The sequence below is a fragment of the Allosphingosinicella deserti genome, assembly GCF_003012735.1.
GTDB lineage: Bacteria > Pseudomonadota > Alphaproteobacteria > Sphingomonadales > Sphingomonadaceae > Allosphingosinicella > Allosphingosinicella deserti.
Genome location: NZ_PXYI01000001.1, coordinates 851,867 through 868,297, shown reverse-complemented (window position 1 = coordinate 868,297; position 16,431 = coordinate 851,867). Strand labels below are relative to the sequence as shown.

The 16,431-nt window shown below is 65.2% G+C and carries 13 protein-coding genes; 9 read left to right on the top strand and 4 right to left on the bottom strand.

The features are described 5' to 3' along the window. The first annotated feature begins 3 nt into the window (after positions 1-3). The 4 genes from C7I55_RS04015 (at position 4) to C7I55_RS03995 (ending at position 5,901) form a co-directional block, all read left to right on the top strand. Positions 4-2,484, top strand: a complete 2,481-nt coding sequence (locus C7I55_RS04015; protein ID WP_408640576.1) for a TonB-dependent receptor — start codon at positions 4-6, stop codon at positions 2,482-2,484. An 11-nt stretch (positions 2,485-2,495) separates the two neighbouring features. Further along, entirely contained in the window at positions 2,496-3,890 is a 1,395-nt protein-coding gene (gene chrA, locus C7I55_RS04010) for a chromate efflux transporter (RefSeq protein WP_106511547.1), read from the top strand. Positions 3,891-4,066: 176 nt separating this feature from the next. Next, the gene (locus C7I55_RS04005) at positions 4,067-4,447 is read left to right on the top strand and encodes a response regulator transcription factor (protein WP_146150920.1); all 381 of its coding nucleotides are present in this window, start codon (positions 4,067-4,069) and stop codon (positions 4,445-4,447) included. A 431-nt stretch (positions 4,448-4,878) separates the two neighbouring features. Next, complete coding sequence (locus C7I55_RS03995) at positions 4,879-5,901, top strand: GGDEF domain-containing protein (RefSeq protein WP_158266278.1); 1,023 nt, start codon at positions 4,879-4,881, stop codon at positions 5,899-5,901. Positions 5,902-5,944: 43 nt separating this feature from the next. Here C7I55_RS03995 and C7I55_RS03990 read toward each other — a convergent pair whose 3' ends face one another. Then, a complete protein-coding gene (locus C7I55_RS03990; RefSeq protein ID WP_106511543.1) occupies positions 5,945-8,656 on the bottom strand; it encodes a TonB-dependent receptor in 2,712 nt (903 codons plus the stop codon). 188 nt (positions 8,657-8,844) lie between these two features. Between C7I55_RS03990 and C7I55_RS03985 the strand changes: the two genes are divergently transcribed. Genes C7I55_RS03985 through C7I55_RS03970 form a run of 4 tightly spaced genes read left to right on the top strand, consistent with a single transcriptional unit; the run spans position 8,845 to position 12,718 of the window. After that, entirely contained in the window at positions 8,845-9,579 is a 735-nt protein-coding gene (locus C7I55_RS03985) for a GntR family transcriptional regulator (RefSeq protein WP_106511542.1), read from the top strand. A gap of 2 nt (positions 9,580-9,581) precedes the next feature. Continuing rightward, on the top strand, positions 9,582-10,619 hold the full coding sequence (locus C7I55_RS03980; protein ID WP_199192704.1) for an SIS domain-containing protein: 1,038 nt from the start codon (positions 9,582-9,584) through the stop codon (positions 10,617-10,619). Continuing rightward, positions 10,619-11,782, top strand: a complete 1,164-nt coding sequence (gene nagA / locus C7I55_RS03975) for an N-acetylglucosamine-6-phosphate deacetylase (protein ID WP_106511541.1) — start codon at positions 10,619-10,621, stop codon at positions 11,780-11,782. Before C7I55_RS03980 ends, nagA begins: the two co-directional genes overlap by 1 nt. 18 nt (positions 11,783-11,800) lie before the next feature. Further along, on the top strand, positions 11,801-12,718 hold the full coding sequence (locus C7I55_RS03970) for a Gfo/Idh/MocA family protein (protein WP_106511540.1): 918 nt from the start codon (positions 11,801-11,803) through the stop codon (positions 12,716-12,718). A gap of 6 nt (positions 12,719-12,724) precedes the next feature. Here the strand turns inward: C7I55_RS03970 and C7I55_RS03965 are convergent, their stop codons facing one another. From C7I55_RS03965 to C7I55_RS03955, 3 genes are read right to left on the bottom strand one after another with little or no spacing between them, the layout of a single operon-like run. Continuing rightward, positions 12,725-13,114: a hypothetical protein gene (locus tag C7I55_RS03965; RefSeq protein WP_146150919.1), complete on the bottom strand. Its 390-nt coding sequence runs from the start codon at positions 13,112-13,114 to the stop codon at positions 12,725-12,727. A gap of 35 nt (positions 13,115-13,149) precedes the next feature. Then, a complete protein-coding gene (locus C7I55_RS03960; RefSeq protein WP_106511538.1) occupies positions 13,150-14,367 on the bottom strand; it encodes a DNA/RNA non-specific endonuclease in 1,218 nt (405 codons plus the stop codon). 21 nt (positions 14,368-14,388) lie between these two features. Then, a complete protein-coding gene (locus C7I55_RS03955) occupies positions 14,389-15,264 on the bottom strand; it encodes a DUF1521 domain-containing protein (RefSeq protein WP_106511537.1) in 876 nt (291 codons plus the stop codon). Positions 15,265-15,450: 186 nt separating this feature from the next. Here C7I55_RS03955 and C7I55_RS03950 point away from each other — a divergent pair, with 186 nt between their 5' ends. Then, complete coding sequence (locus C7I55_RS03950) at positions 15,451-16,404, top strand: lipase family protein (RefSeq protein ID WP_106511536.1); 954 nt, start codon at positions 15,451-15,453, stop codon at positions 16,402-16,404. The last annotated feature ends 27 nt before the right edge of the window (positions 16,405-16,431 follow it).

The window sequence follows — 16,431 nt, the reverse complement described above, 5'->3', positions numbered from 1 at the left end:
CTCGTGATCGCACGCTTCATTCTGCTCGCCGGTACCGCATCGGCGCTCGTCGCCGTCGCACCGGCAAACGCCCAGGACCAATCACCGCCGGAGGCGGACGCCGGCATCGCGGACGCCACCACCGGCAGCGCGGAGGCGGCGCCGGCGGTCGCGTCCGAAGACGGCATCGTCATCACCGCGCGCCGCCGCGTCGAACAATTGCAGGACGTGCCGCTCGCCGTGTCGGTGGTCGGCGGCGATCAGCTGGAACGCACCGGCAGCATCAATGTCAGCCGGCTGCAGCAGATCCAGCCGTCGATCCAGTTCTTCACCACCAATCCGCGCAACTCCGCCGCCAATATCCGCGGCCTCGGCGCGCCATTCGGCCTCACCAATGACGGCATCGAACAGGGCGTCGGCATCTATATCGATCAGGTCTATTACAGCCGCATCGCGGTCTCTACCTTCGACTTCCTCGATGTCGAGCAGATCGAGGTGCTGCGCGGCCCGCAGGGCACGCTCTACGGCAAGAACACAACGGCTGGCGCGATCAGCATCACCACCCGGGCGCCGACGTTCGAGCCGGAAGCACGGCTGGAGCTCTCGATCGGCAACCTCGATTACGTCTCGGCGAAAGGATCGATCTCGGGCCCGATCATCGACGACAAGCTCGCCGTCCGCCTCGCCGCATCCAAGTCCCACCGCCGCGGCACGATCTACAATCTGTTCAGCGATCGCTGGGTCAACGAGCAGGACAATCTCGGACTTCGCGGTCAGATGCTGTGGCGGCCGACGGACACGCTGAACGTCACTCTGTCGGCCGACTACAACCGCCAGAATCCCGAATGCTGCGCCCAGATCTACGTGCGCACCGGCACCACCCAGCGCCCGCTCAACCGCCAATACGCGGCGCTCGCCTCCGCCTTCGGCTACGCGCCGCCGAGCACCAATGCGTTCGATCGGCTCACCGATCTCGATACGCCGCTCGACGCTTTCCAGGAGATCGGCGGAGTCGCCTTGCGCGCGGAATGGGATATCGGCCCGGGCACGCTCACTTCGGTCAGTGCCTGGCGCTTCTGGAACTGGGGCCCGTCCAACGATCGCGATTTCACCGGGCTTCCGATCACCACCGTTTCGGCCAACCCGTCCAAGCAGGATCAATATTCGCAGGAGCTGCGCTACGCCGCCTCGGGCGAGTCGCTCGACTACGTCTTCGGCCTGTTTGCCTACCATCAGAAACAGCATACGACCGGTGCCCAGGAGCAAGGGAGTGCGGCCAGCCGCTGGCTGCTCAACCCGGGCAACGTGCCGCCGGGCTCTCCCGGTTGCGCCACCCCGACCGCGAATGCGTGCAACCCGGCGGTGTTGAACGGCCTGCGCTCCGAGAACGACATCCGGCTCAAGACCACCAGCCTCGCCGCATTCGGGCAGCTCAGCTGGCACGTGACCGACCGGCTCAGGCTCCAGCCCGGCCTGCGGGTTAATTACGACAAGAAAGACGGCTCCTACGTCGCCGTGGTCACCACCGGAACCGGAAGCACCGTTCTCAACAACGATCAGCGCGGCGTGCTTGCCCCGCAAAGCTATGACGCGACGTTCAGCGACTGGAACCTGTCGGGAGATTTCACCATCTCCTACGACGTCTCCGAAGACGTTCTCGCCTATGCAACCTACGCCAAGAGCTTCAAATCGGGCGGCATCAACCTTGCCGGATTGCCGCTCGACGCAGGCAACAACCCGATCCTCAGCGCGAGCACGGTGAAGCCGGAGAAGGTCGATCATTTCGAAGTCGGTCTCAAGACCCAGTTCCTCGACCGCAAGGCGACCTTGAACCTCGCCGGCTTCTGGACCGAGATCAAGGACTATCAGGCGACGGTGACCAACGGCCAGCTCGGCGTGCTGCGCGGGTATCTCGCCAATGCCGACAAGGTGCGGGTCCGCGGCATCGAGGCCGATTTCTCGGTCCGCCCCTCCAGGCGGCTGAGCCTGTATGCGAGCGGTGCCTTCACCGATCACGAATATGTGAAGTTCGTCGACGCCCCCTGCCCGCCCGAGCTTGCCGGCGGCGCCGCGGCCAGTGCCGCCAACCCGGCCAGCCCGGCGGGAACCCCGGGGGGGTTCAGCCCGGCCAATTGCGACATTTCGGGCCAGTGGCTGCCTGGCATCTCGAAATGGGCGGCATCGTTCGGCGGCGAGTACAACCAGCCGGGCACGTTGCTGGGCCGGGCCGGCGAAGCCTATGTCGGCGTCGATGCCAGCTACCGCTCGCGCTTCTCGTCCAATCCTTCGCGATCGGCCTATACCGACATCGAAGGCTATGCCCTCGCCAATTTCCGGCTCGGCTTCCGGACGGATGACGGCTGGAACATCTTCAGCTGGGTTCGCAATGCGTTCGACAAGAAATATTACGAGGTGCTGGCCACGCAATCGGGCAGTACGGGCCTGGTCGTCGGCCAGCCGGGCGATCCCCGGACCTACGGCGTGACGGTGCAGGCGCGGTTCTGAGGAGGAGCGGGATGTTCATTGTCGGGGAACCTGTCGAACAGCCCCGCCACGGCATCCCGCTCTCCGAAGCCGTCAAGGTTTGGGCGCGCGTTGCCGCACTGAGCTTCGGTGGGCCGGCGGGGCAGATCGCGGTCATGCACCGGATCGTCGTCGAGGAGAAGAAATGGATCGGGGAGCACCGGTTCCTTCATGCGCTGAACTATTGCATGCTCCTCCCCGGTCCCGAAGCGCAGCAGCTGGCAACCTATATCGGCTGGCTGATGCACCGCACCAAAGGCGGGCTGATCGCGGGCGGGCTGTTCATCCTCCCCGGTCTGGTGGCGATCATGGCTTTGTCCTGGCTTTATGCCGCCTTCGGCAATGTCGGTCCGGTCGCCGCCTTGTTCTTCGGCCTCAAGGCGGCGGTGCTCGCAATCGTGCTCGAGGCCGTGAAGCGGATTGGCAGTCGCGCCCTTCGCAACGGCGCGATGCGGGCGATCGCTGCCGCCGCATTCGTCGCGATCTTCCTGTTCCACGCGCCCTTCCCTTTGATCGTCTTCGGCGCCGGACTGGTCGGCTGGCTCGGCGGCCGTGCCGGTCTCGAGGCCTTCGCCATCGGCGGCGGACACGGCTCCGGCCCCGGCCCGATCGTCGAGGATAGCGAGACGGTGCTCGGGGAAGAGATCCCGGCCCATGCCCGCCCGGACCTCCGCTGGTCCCTCAAGGTCAGCGCAATCTTCCTGCTGCTCTGGCTCGCGCCGGTCGCCCTGCTATTCGGCCTGGCCGGCCCCGACAATGTTTTCACCGACATCGCGATCTTCTTCTCGAAGCTCGCGGTGGTCACGTTCGGCGGCGCCTATGCCGTCCTCGCTTATGTCGCTCAGGAAGCCGTTGAGGGCTACGGCTGGCTGCGCCCTGGAGAGATGCTCGACGGCTTGGGAATGGCGGAAACGACGCCCGGTCCGCTGATCATGGTCACTCAGTTCGTTGGTTTCATGGGTGCATCCCGCGCCGCCACCGGTCTCCATCCTCTTGTCGCGGGCACGCTTGGCGGCCTGGTGACCACCTGGGTCACGTTCGTACCCTGCTTCCTCTGGATCTTTCTCGGCGCGCCGTTCATCGAGAAGCTTCGCGGTAACGCGGCGCTTTCGGCAGCGCTCTCCGCAATCACCGCGGCGGTGGTCGGCGTCATCCTCAACCTTGCCATCTGGTTCGCGCTGCACACGCTCTTCGCCGAGGTGCGGCCGTGGTCGTTCGGAGCGGTGAGAACGGAACTGCCGGTACCGGCCAGCCTGAACGGCGCGGCCCTTGCCCTGACTGTCGCGGCGATCATCGCCATGTTCCGGTTCAAGGTTGCGGCGTTCAAGGTGCTTGCCGCCTGCGCCGCAGCAGGTATCGGCTGGTGGGCCGTCACCGGCGCCCGGTAAACAGCCGATGCCGCGCCTTTTGCGCAAAGAATTGATCCAAAGTGGATCGGCTGTGGCCGCGAAGCCGCATCCTTGCGGTAAACAGTGTGTTGACCACGATATTCAGCAACACGGCACATGAACCGCTGTTAAGGTTGGCGCGTGTCAGTGTTCGGCACGTCCTGTTGGGAGGGCAAGTGGTGGTCCTCGAATGTTGCGTGTATTTGGTCGAGGACGACGAGGCAGTCGCTCGATCGCTGATGGTGCTGCTGCAGATGCGGGACCTGAAGGTGGATCATTTTGCCTCCGCGGACGCATTCCTTCGCCGCCGCCCGCAGTTGCCGCGCGGCTGCGTTCTGCTCGACGTCTGCCTTCCGGGGATGGACGGTCTCTCGGCGCTGCGGGAACTGAGGCGACAATCGTGCGACTGGCCTGTGATCATGATGACCGGCCATGCCGAATTCGATCTGGAAGTGGATGCCAAGCGGCTCGGCGCGACCAAGATCTTGGAAAAGCCCTTCGCGCCCGACGTTCTCTTCGCCGAACTTGATGAGGTACTCGGCCTGGTCGTGGCTTGAAACGGCTGGAAGTGTCGGAGCCGGGGCTGCTAGCCCCTCAGGCGTTGGGCGTCGGCTGCGCTATGAGGAACGACTTCGCGTCGGCAGCCGTGGCTTCATCCTCGTGGACCTCCGCCATTAGCAGCAGAAGGTCTATGCCCTCGGGGTAAGCACAATCTTGGGCAAGGAGACGGTAGTGAGAGGCACGCCGCCGCAGCTCGTCGGCAGCAATCTTTCCGGGAACATCACGCATCACCCGTCCAACGCGAAGTCCGGAACGCCGTTCCCGGCATTTTCGTACGGTGCGACGAACCGTTCACCCGCGCCGGCTCCGCCCCGAGCGCGCTGCACACCTCCGCTCACGACGGTTATTCCGGAGGCGGTACGACCATCTTCACCTTATGGTTACCGTAATCTGCAACATCATCCGTTCCGAGGGCTTGGGAATTGCGATGGGCATCATCACCCCGTTTCCGCAGAACAGATCGATCGAGGAGGAGAACGCCCGCATTCTCCGCGAGGTTGGCCATTTCCTCGCTGCGCATGCGCTGCGCTCGACGCCGGGCAATTATCGGCTCGCCTTCGAGCAAGTCGCAAATCCGAATTCACCGCTCGCCAAAGCGATCGAGGCGGCAACGTTCAACGGCGTCAGGCTGCTGCAGAGCGAAGCCGATCGGCTGCTCCGGGAGACCGCCGGCGACGAGGACGACGCCAGGCGTCCGGTGCGCCCGCAGACGGAAGAGCTCGATCTTGCCTTCCGCCAGATGGAGGCATTTGCGCGCACGATCGAAATCGTCCGCCTCGAAACCGAGGATTATGGGCGCAACCTAGAATCGGGTGCGGCCGCCATCGAGGAGGTTGGCGATGTCTTCGCCAAGGCCAGCCTGCTTGCCATCACCAGCGAAATGCTCGCACGAACCCGCCTTGCCGAGACCAGGCTCGCGGAAGCGGAACGGGAAGCAAGTGCGCTCAGGGAGAAGCTCGCCGCCGCGGAGCAGGATGCGCGCACCGACGTGGTCACCGGCCTGCTCAATCGTCGCGGGTTCGACATGCGCTGGCAGGCGCTGGAGCGTGAGAACGCCGCCGTAAGCATCGGGCTGTGCGACGTGGATCGATTCAAGCAGGTCAATGACGGGCACGGGCACGAAGTCGGCGACCGAGTGCTGAGGGTCATCGCCGATACGTTGCGCCACTTCTGCGGCGGCCATCTCGTGGCGCGGTTCGGCGGCGAGGAATTCGTCGTCGTGTTCGAGAAGGTGCGGGCCGCCGATGCGGAGCGCTGTCTCGAGCAAGCAAGGATGGAGCTCGAGCGACGAGTCCTTCACGACCGCGACAATGGCGCGCGGATCGGCATCATCACCTTCTCGGCCGGGATCGCCGAGGGGCGTGCCGGCGCGACGCCGCTGATCAGCCAGGCCGACGAGCTTCTCTACCGGGCCAAGAAAAAGGGCAGGAACCGCATCTGCCGTGCATGACGGCATCTGCATGTCCCTGCCCGGAGTGAGACCCTATCGTTGATCAGTAGCGCAGGCGCACGCCGAAATAGAATTGGCGTCCATTGTCGTACATTGCCCGGAACCGCGTCTGCGTTCCGGCATATTGGAAAATCTTGTCGTTGGTCAGATTGACCGCGTCGAACGTCAGGGTGACGTTGTCAATCACGTCGATGTTGATCGACGCATCGAGCGATTCCGTCGATCCCTGGTTCAGCGGCGTCGCCCGGTCGATGTTGATGAAGAAGCTCGAGCGGTAATTGTAGGCCAGGCGCGCGCTCAGCCAGTCATTCTCGTAATAACCGGTGAGGTTGAGCGAGTGCTTGGAATTGCCCGGGATCGGATCGCCGCCCGAGGAGCTTGCGTCGGAATAGGTGTAGTTGGCCTGCACGCCGAACCCGCCCCACACCGGCCGTGACGCCTGGATCTCGAAGCCCTTGTTGGTGCCGCCGCCGCCGTTCGAGCGCCGGTTCACGTCGAACACGCAATTGTAGAGATTGTCGGTGGAGCCCGCCACCGGCGTGCAGCGTGAGAGGTTCGGAGTCGCGGTCTGCACCGGGAAGATGCCCTGCGTCGTGCTGTTGACGATGTAGGACTCGATATCCTTGTAATAGAGCGCGAGCGCGACGATCGTGTCGCGATCGGGATACCATTCCAGCGACACGTCGGCCGTTGTCGCACGAAACGGATCGACGAACGGATCGCCGGCATCGGCGGTGAGTGTTCCCGGATTGAGGCTCACCCGCGGCACGATGTCGGTGAAGTCGGGGCGCGCCATGGTTTCGCCGGCGCCGAGGCGCAGGACGAACTGGTCAGACAGATCGAACTTCACATTCGCGCTCGGCAGCACGTCGGTATAGGAGCGCTCGACGACGACCGGGATGAAGTCGCCGAACGCGTTTGAGATCGCCCCCGGTCCGGCCGCGCCGACGATGTTGCCGCGCGACGTCTGGTCGGTCCGGATCACCCGCACGCCGATATTGCCGCTCCACTTGCCGCCGTCCTGCCCGAGCGTCGCCATCACGTAGCCGCCATAGGCTTTCTCGTTGATCGAGTAGTTTTCCGGCGGATTGGGGATCCGGGCGCGCACCTCCGCCGGCAATGCGAAGAAGGTGTTGCGCAGTTTCTTCCGGTCGATCTGAAAGAAGTTCGTCAGCGTTCCCGGCTCGGCAAGGTCGTTCAGGAAGTTGCTTGGAGTAGGCTTACCGGCGAAGAAGGGCGACGTGCACGGGCCGCCGCATCCGGACGCCAGCAGCGGCAGGAAGAAGCCGCCATAGGTGGTCGCATCGAACCGGGTGACGCGATCGTGGTCGGTATATTTGAGGCCTGCGCTCAGCGCGCGGACCGGGCCCCAACCGACCTCCTGCTCGAAATCGAGATAGGCGTATTTTTCCTTATCGTCGTTGGTAATCTTGTGGAGCGATGCGAAATCGAACGCGAGATCGCTCGGATCGGTGGGATCGACGCCGATGAAGGTCACCTGCGGCACGCGCCCGGTCAGATTGAAGTCGAACGCACCGGGAGCGCCGCCCTCGTAGAAAGGCTGCGACTCGGTGTCGCCGCTCGCCTTGGTGTAGCCGAGCTTCAGGTGGATCTTGGAGGTCTCGGTCGGCCGGTAAACGGTATCGAAATCTGCGGACCAATTTTCGGCAAAGGCCTCGCGGTCGATCGCGTCGTACACGACCGCGCGTCCCCCTGGTGCCGAGGTGATCCGGCCTTTCACCACGGTGCCGTCCTCAACGGTGGCATTGGTCAAAGTGCCGCCGCCGCCCAGTGCGTTGCTGCCCCAGGCCAGATAGTTCTGGTTAAAGTTGTTCGCGCCGAAATGCGAATAAAGGCCGGTAAGGTTGATCTCCAGCTGATCCGACGGGCGGAATTGCAGCGTGGTGTTGGCGCCGTAGCGTTCCCGCTCCTGCTGGAACAGCGCCGATCCGATCAGTGACGGCACCTGCGCCGTCCCTGCGGGTGCCCCGGCCGGTGTGAAATAGCCGAGCACTTCGACACCGTCGCGGCGGATGTCGCGCTTCTGGTAGACGGCTCCGAACAGCAGCCCGATCGTCTCGGCCTCGTTCTTCCAGCTGATCAGCGCGGAGGCCTGCGGATCGAGCGAGTCCGATTTCTCCGTATAGGCACCTTGCAGCGAGCCGGTGAGGACGAAGGGCGCGAGATCGAGCGGATTGCGGGTATGCACGTTGATCGTGCCGCCGATGCCGCCTTCCTCGACGTCGGCCTGCGGGCTCTTGTAGACGTCGATCTGGCCGACGACGTCGACGGGCAGAGTGAGATAGTTGAAGCTTCGCGTTGCGGCGAGTTGTTCGAGGATGAACCAGTCCGCCGTCGCCACCGCATGGCCGTTGAGCAAGGTTCGGGTGAGGTTCGGGGCAGTACCCCGGAGGCTGACCCGCTCGCCTTCGCCGAATTCGCGATTGATGACGATGCCCGGAATACGCTGCAGCGCCTCGGCCGCATTCTTGTCGGGGAACTTGCCGATATCCTCGGCGGTGATCACGTCGGAGACGACATCCGACTGGCGTTTGGCCTCGATCGCCTGGCGCAGAGAGCCGCGAATGCCGGTGACGACGATTTCGTCCTCGCTCACCGATTGGGAAGACTGGGTTCCGCCTGGAGGCTGATCGCTCGGCGCGCCGTCACCCCCGCTCGCCTGCGCCTGCGCCGCCCCGCTTGCTCCGATCGCCAGCAAACTTGCCGACGCCACCATTATCGTGCGCAACACCATTTTTTGTCTCCCTGCTATTTTATCGTATGATTGGTAGTACCCTCTTTCGTATTCAACACTGATTGGATATGACCATCCTCTCTTTGCCGGAACTCGTCAAGCGTGCAGAATTCACCTCCCCCGCAAAAGCACTGGCTTTTGGTACGCCATTGGTCCTATGTTACCGGAAATATCGGGGAGAGGTCGCGATGAGCTTGATCGACAAGATCGGTGCGCTGGACAGCGGGCTCGAGACACCGCTCTACCATCAACTCCGAAAGGCGATCCGGCAGGCGATCGAGAACAATGTTCTCCGCGCCGACGATCCGCTGCCTCCGGAGCGCGATCTGGCGGAGCAGCTTGCGGTGTCGCGGATCACGGTGCGCAAGGCGCTTGATGGTCTCGTCGCCGACGGGCTGCTCACCCGCCGGCAGGGCGCGGGAACCTTCGTCGCCCGCCGGGTGGAAAAGAGCTTCTCGATGCTGTCCTCGTTCACGGAGGACATGGCGGCGCGGGGGCGCACGTCGCATAGCAAGTGGCTGAGCCGATCCGAAGGCGCGGTGACTCCGGACGAATCGCTGATGCTCGGGCTCAGCCCGGGCACCCGGGTCTATCGCTTCAGCCGCGTCCGCTATGCCGACGAGGAGCCGATGGCGCTGGAGCAATCGACCATCTCCGGCTTCTGCCTGGCATCGGCCGACGATGTCGGAGAATCGCTCTACGAGGCGCTCGATGCCGCCGGCTGCCGGCCGAGGCGCGCGCTGCAACGGCTCCGCGCCGTGCTGTTCAACGAAACCCAATCCGCCTTGCTCGGCATCCAGCCGGGATCGCCCGGGCTCTTCATCGAGCGGCGCGCGTTCCTGGAAGATGGTCGCGCCGTTGAAACAACCCAATCTTACTATCGCGGCGATGCCTATGATTTCGTCGCGGAACTGAACGGATGAAAATGAACGCTTCTCTGTCGACCCAAAGCCGCATGTTCTCCGAAGCCGCCGAGGCAGCGGATGCCGTCGCTCGTCAGCACGATGAAAGCCGTGCCCAGTTCCAGCGGATCGGCGCGCGGCTGCGCACGCTGAACCCGCAACTGGTCGTCACCTGCGCTCGCGGCAGCTCCGATCACGCCGCGACCTTCGCCAAATATCTGATGGAAACCAAGGCAGGGGTCACGACGGCGTCCGCGGCGCCGTCGATCACCTCGGTCTACGAAGCGAAGCCGCGGTTGGACGGTGCCCTGTGCATCGCCATCTCCCAGTCGGGCAAGAGCCCGGATCTGCTCGCTTCGGTCGAAACTGCGCGAAATGCGGGCGCCTACGTCATCGTCCTCGTCAATCAACCCGATTCGCCTCTGGCTGCGCTCGCCGACGAAGTGATCCCGCTCAACGCCGGACCGGAGCTCAGCGTTGCCGCCACCAAATCCTACATCGCATCGCTGACGGCAATCACCGGCCTCGTTGCCGAGTGGGCCGATGACGATCCGCTGCGCGCGGCTCTCGCCGAGGCACCTGCCCTGCTCCGCCAGGCCTGGGACCTCGATTGGAGCCCGCTGGTCGATCTGCTGCGTGAACGCTCCAACCTCTACACGATCGGCCGCGGCATCGCCCTCGGCGTCGCCCAGGAAGCCGCGCTGAAGCTCAAGGAGACCTGCGGGCTCCACGCCGAGGCCTTCAGCGCCGCCGAGGTTCGTCACGGCCCGATGGCGATCATCGGCAAGGGCTTTCCGATCGTCGTCTTCCGCCAGCGGGATCGGACCGCGCAGGGCGTCACCGATCTCGTTGCAGAGCTGGTCGCGCGCGGCAGCCACGTCGCGGTTGCTGGCGAAGGGCCTGCCGGTTCGATCACCCTGCCCTGCGTCGACTCGCACCCGGCGCTCCAGCCGATCCTCCAGATCCAGAGCTTCTATCGCGCCGCAAACGCCCTTTCGTTCGCGCGTGGCTTCGATCCCGATCGGCCGCCGCACCTTTCCAAGGTGACGGAGACGATCTGATGGCCATTGCGCTGACCAACGGACGCGTCCTCCTCGACGACGGCTTCCGCACCGACACCGTTGTCATCGTCGACAAGGGGCGCATCTCTGCCCTTGTTGGCCGTGACGACGTTCCGATCGGCATGGAGCGGCGCGATCTCGGCAACGCGTTGCTCGTCCCCGGCTTCATCGACACGCAGGTGAATGGCGGCGGCGGCGTGCTGTTCAACGAAACGCCGACAGCTGCGGGCATCGAGGCGATCGGCAAGGCGCATCGCCCATTCGGCACCACCGGCTTCATGCCGACCCTGATCAGCGACGATCTCGAAACCGTACAACGCTGCATCGCGGCCGTTGATTCCGCGATTGCCGCGAACGTCCCCGGCGTGCTCGGCATCCACATCGAGGGGCCGTTCCTCAATGTCGAGCGCAAGGGCATTCACGCTGCCGATCACATCCGCCGGGCCGATCCGCGCGACCTCGCGATCCTCAAGACTGCCGGCCGCGGCAAGCGGATGGTCACGCTCGCGCCGGAACGGATCACCCCCGAGGCGCTGCAGGATCTTGCGAAGGCCGGACTGCTGGTCTGCGCCGGCCACACCAACGCGAGCTACGAAATCATGCGCGAGGCGCTTGATCGAGGCCTGCGCGGAGTCACCCATCTTTTCAATGCGATGTCGCCGCTCGGCAGCCGCGAGCCGGGCGTCGTCGGCGCCGTTCTCGACGACGACCAGGCCTGGTGCGGAATTATCGTGGACGGCGTCCATGTCTCCCCGGTGGTGCTCGGGATCGCCCTTCGCGCCCGCCCGCGCAACCGCTTCATGCTCGTCACCGATGCCATGCCCACCGTCGGTGCCGCGACCAAGTCCTTCTCGCTGCAGGGGCGGACGATCAACGTCCAGGGCGGCGTCTGCGTCGACGATGCCGGCACCCTCGCCGGCTCCGATCTCGATATGGCCGGCGCGGTCAGGAACGCCGTCGCCATGCTCGGACTCGATCTCGCCGAAGCGGTGCGGATGGCGAGCCTGTACCCGGCCGAATTCCTTGGCCTCGGCAACGAGCTCGGTCGGATCGCGCCCGGCTATCGCGCGAGCCTGGTTGCCGCCGACGACGATCTCCAGGTGCTCGAAACCTGGATCGACGGCATCGACAGCCGCGCCGAAGCCGAGGCCGCTTATGCCTGACGTTGCCGGGGGCCGTTCGTGAAGGTCGCCGTCCTCGGCCTGGGGGATATTGCGCGCAAGGCCTATCTCCCGGTCCTGACGGCGCTTCCCGGAATCGATATTCACCTCGCCACCCGCAATCCGGACATCCTCCGATCGGTCGGCGAAGCCTATCGGATCGAAAAGAGATTTGCCGATCTCGAAGCCCTGATCGGCGCCGGCGTCGATGCCGCCTTCGTCCATGCCGCGACCGCGGCGCACCCGCGCATCGTCGAACGCCTGCTCGGGGCCGGCATCCATGTCTATGTCGACAAGCCGCTCGCCGACACGTTCGGGGAAGCGGCGCGCTTGGTGCAGCTCGCCGACACTCACGAACGATCGCTGATGGTCGGGTTCAACCGCCGCTACGCTCCGGCCTACGCAGCGCTCCGCGACCGCCCGCGGGAGATCGTGCTGATGGAGAAGAATCGCCACGATCTGCCGGCACCGCCGCGCCGCGTCATCTTCGACGACTTCATCCACGTCGTCGACACGATCCGCTTCCTCGCCGGCGGTGCGATCGAGCGGATCGAGGTCAACACGCGAATTGTCGAGGGCGCGCTCCACCATGTCCTGCTGTCGCTGTCGGGCGACGGCTTCACCGCGATCGGCATGATGGCGCGGAACAGCGGCAGCAACGAGGAATTCGTCGAGGTGATCGGCGCCGGTGAGAAGATCCGCGTCGACAATGTGCGGGAGGTGACCGAACATTCCGGCGGCCGGCGCGCGTCCTCCCCACCCTCGGACTGGACCGCGGTGACGGCCGCGCGCGGCTTCGATCCGATCTGCCGCGCTTTCCTCGCCGCCGTCGCATCCGGCGCGCGGCTCGATGCCATGGACGCGCTCGAAACCCACCGGCTGTGCGAGACGATCACCCGGGCGGCCGAGCAAGGCCGTGACGGTGCGATCCCTCTCTGAGCGGCCTCAGGGGCGCAGCGTCTCCGCCATTTCGGAATAGTTTCCGGGGCTGACCAGCCATTCGGCATGGTCGTCATAGTCGAACTTGATGTCGATCTTGGGGCCGGGGCGGGAAATCTGGACGAGGCAGCGGATCCAGCGATTTCCGCCCTCGGCCATCACGTCCGCGAGGTCGCGTGCGCGTTCGATCACGTCGAAATCGTCCGGCGTCTCGGCCTCCCATTGGCCATCGGCGAGATAGATGTAGCCGTACATCCGCTTGCGCTGCGCAACCTCGATCACCAGCGCGATTCCGCTCCAGTCGCGCTCGGCATAATTGGCGTCGGCGATGATTGCCTGGCCGATCTCGTGCACCAGCGCGTCGGCGCGGGGCTGGTCGAACGTCACACTGGTCATTCCGATCACCTCAACCATTGCCGACGCAAGTGCCGTCACTTGCCGAGCAGCTTGTTGATGTCCGCCCTCGAAACCCGATCGAACACCTGGCCTGCCGCATTATCGAAAAGTTCGCTGTTCTTGAACACCCGTTTGCCGCTTGAATCGAACACCTGATAGACGACCCCGACCTGGTTCGGCCGATCCGCCGTCCCGCCCTTCAGCGCGACGTTCACCTTCACTGTGGCACCCGCCTCGATCCAGGCGGCCCATTCATTCTCCATGGTCTTGTAGGCGGACCGGTTGAAGTTGAAATTCTGCGGGAACATGTTGACGGCGCCCTGGTCCGCCATGAAGCGATGGCCGATGATGTGGCCGGCATCGTCGTCGGCAACGCCGCGGCCACGGACCTCGTCCTGTGCCGAGAGCTCGTCCTTGCCGCGCGCGGTGCCCTTGGGCTGGACGTCCGAGAGGGTTGCCGAGGCCGACGTGGGCCGTCCGTTGGCGTCGATCGTCCAGGTCGCCTGATTGTTGCCGAGCGTCGCACTGCGCACGCCGGAGGCGGCGACGCTGTCGGCACTGCGCGCGGCCGGCGACGAGAGGTCGTCGATCTGCCGTTTCATGCTGGTCAGCGTGTTGCGTGCCGACTCCGGAAGCGCATTCAGCATGCCCTCGGGCGCGGCACCGATCGCGTCGGAAATCTTCTTGAGCGCGGGGCCGGCCGCCTTGGCGAAGGCGCTGTCGGTCCTGGCGAGCTCCACCGCCTTCATCACCGTCTCGCCCCATTTACCGAGCTTGCCGAGCTTTGCGGCATCGCCGAGATAAGGGACCATGCTGACCGCCGAGATCCCGGCGCCAAGCCAGTCGCCGCGGAACAGCGAAACGATGCCGTTCGCACCGTCGGAGATCGGGGTCGGATCGAACAGCCCGGCAACGTCGAGCCCCATCTGGGTCAGATCGAGCGCAAGCTCCTTCTGCGCCTCGTTGAGGCCAGCGGGCGCGGCATTGCCCGCCCGCTGGCCGGAGGAGATCGCATCCGGAAGCAGCCTGTCGAACTCGCCGCGCTGAACCGGACTGAGGTCCTTGCGCGCTGCGTCGATTGCATCTGCCGCCCCCTTGGGGTCGCGTAGCGCAAGCTGCGCGAGATCGCGGGTCAGACCCGCGACGTCAACGCCGCGGCCGTTGCGGTTGGCGACGACCAGCGCCTCGCCGAGCCCACTGCTGTTGGACAGGCTTCGTGCCGCGCTGCCTACGCCGTTGACGCCGTCAATCATCTCACGCTCCTCGATCCGAAATCACGCCAGCAGCATCTGGCGCAGCAGCTTGGTCGATTCAAATCCGCCGGCCTGGGTTCGCGCGGACGCATCGAGTCCGGCTCCGAAGAGGCTGCCGAGGAAGAGGAAGGCGCCGATCGCGGTCCCAGCCTCGGCGAGGCTCAGCGCCTCGCTGCCGGGGCCATACAGGGCGCCCGGGCGGGTGATGTCGGCTTCGGCCTGGGTCACCTTCTGGCCGAGTTCGGTCTGCCAGCCGGCGGCATTCTCGTGCACGGTAAAGCCGTCACGGTGTGCCGCATCGAGCGCATGGCCGTTGGTCGACACGCTCACCGACAGATCGCCGAGCTGGTTCTGGCTTATACCGTCGATCACCACCGCATTGTCGCCGCGGGTCACCACCACCTGGCTCGCGACGTAAGCGTTCGGATTGCCGCCCCATTGCTCGGTGTTGATCGTCAGCTTGGTGCCGTTGGCCAGCTCGAAAGTCGTCGTGCCGTAGAAGTCGAACTGATGCTTGCCGTTCACGTCGACATGGGGGTCGCCCCAGATACGCGTGCTCTGGCCCGTCTCGGCATTGACGATGGTCATCTCGCTGTTGCGCTCGTCGATCTCCAGCCGGTAGCCGTCGCCGAGATCGACCTTGGCCGTATGCTGGCCGGAAATCTTGGCGGTGAAGCCGGCCTGCTGCTGCAGTTCCGCCGGTGCCTGACCCTGGCCCAGGCTGCCGAGGCGGATGGCGAAGGCGGCAGGCAGCATCGCGAAGGCAAGCGGCCCCGCGTTCAGAGGCCGAAACGCGCCTGCCAGAATTCCGGCCGTCATCATCAAGGCACTGCTATTGGCGGCCAGATTGGCACTCGCTGCGAACTGAGCCGACGCACCTGCCGAAATGTTCGTCATGTCTTGGTCCTCCTGATGCCGAACTGGCGTTGATCTGGAGGATGAGGTGCCACGGGTGCACGGCCGCCACACTCAGCGGATCGCTTAGATAACCTAAACGAATCGTCTAGGGACGGCACGGCGAGTCCGTGGCATCAATGCTGAGCTCCCGCGCGTCGTTGTGCGGGGCCAGTGAACGAGGGCAGGATGAACGTCGCCGATTTCGCAACGCGCAGCCATAGCATCAATCCCGCGAATGCAATTTCGGCGCGCCCGCGCGACGCCGCGAACGACTCGTTCCAGCAGCAGCATATCCCGCCTCGCGAGGCCCTCGCCTGGCAACAACCGGCGCCGCCGGTGCAGTTCGCCCCGCCGGCGATCGCACCGACACGCGTCGAAGGACCGACCGCCCTCGCGGCCGTGGGCTCGCCGGAAGGCCCGACGACGCGCGAACTCGCCCTCCTCGCTCAGGACGTCTACAACGACATCCCGGCCCCGCCGCCCGGTTATCGCGTCGCCACCGACACCGATCTGTCCAGCATCGGCCTCAGGACGCAGGATCTGTCCTCGCCGCAAAGCGCCTTCCGGGCGCGGGTCTACGTCAAGGAAGGCGATGGCGGCCCGCAATATGTGGTCAGCTTCCGCGGCTCGACGGACGGCAGCGACTGGAAGGCCAACGCGCAGCAGGCGGTGGGCCTGCCGTCCGATCAATATGCCAAGGCGCTGATGGTGGCCAAGGCCGTCGGCCGCCATCCCAATGCCGACGTAACCATCACCGGCCACTCGCTCGGCGGCGGCCTGGCCTCGGCGGCCGCACTGGCCAGCGGCCGTGATGCGGCCACCTTCAACGCCGCGGGCCTTAGCGACAATACGATCCGTCAGGCGGAGGCGATCCGCGCCGGCAACGGCGGCGCCGCGCCCGATATCGCCGCCTTCTACGTTCGCGGCGAGATCCTTTCGGCGGTCCAGGACGGCGGAGATCGCGTCGCCGGCGCGATCTTCGGCGGGGTGCTCGGTGGAATCTTCGCGGATGCGCCGGAAGCCTATGGCACCCGCATCCAGCTCGATGCCGAGCGGCCCGAGGGCACGCGTTGGTATCAGGACAATCCCGTCGCCCGCCACGGCATGGATTGGGTGCTGAGCAGCCTCGGCGGCAATTGACGAACCTTGCCGAGACTGCCTACAGGC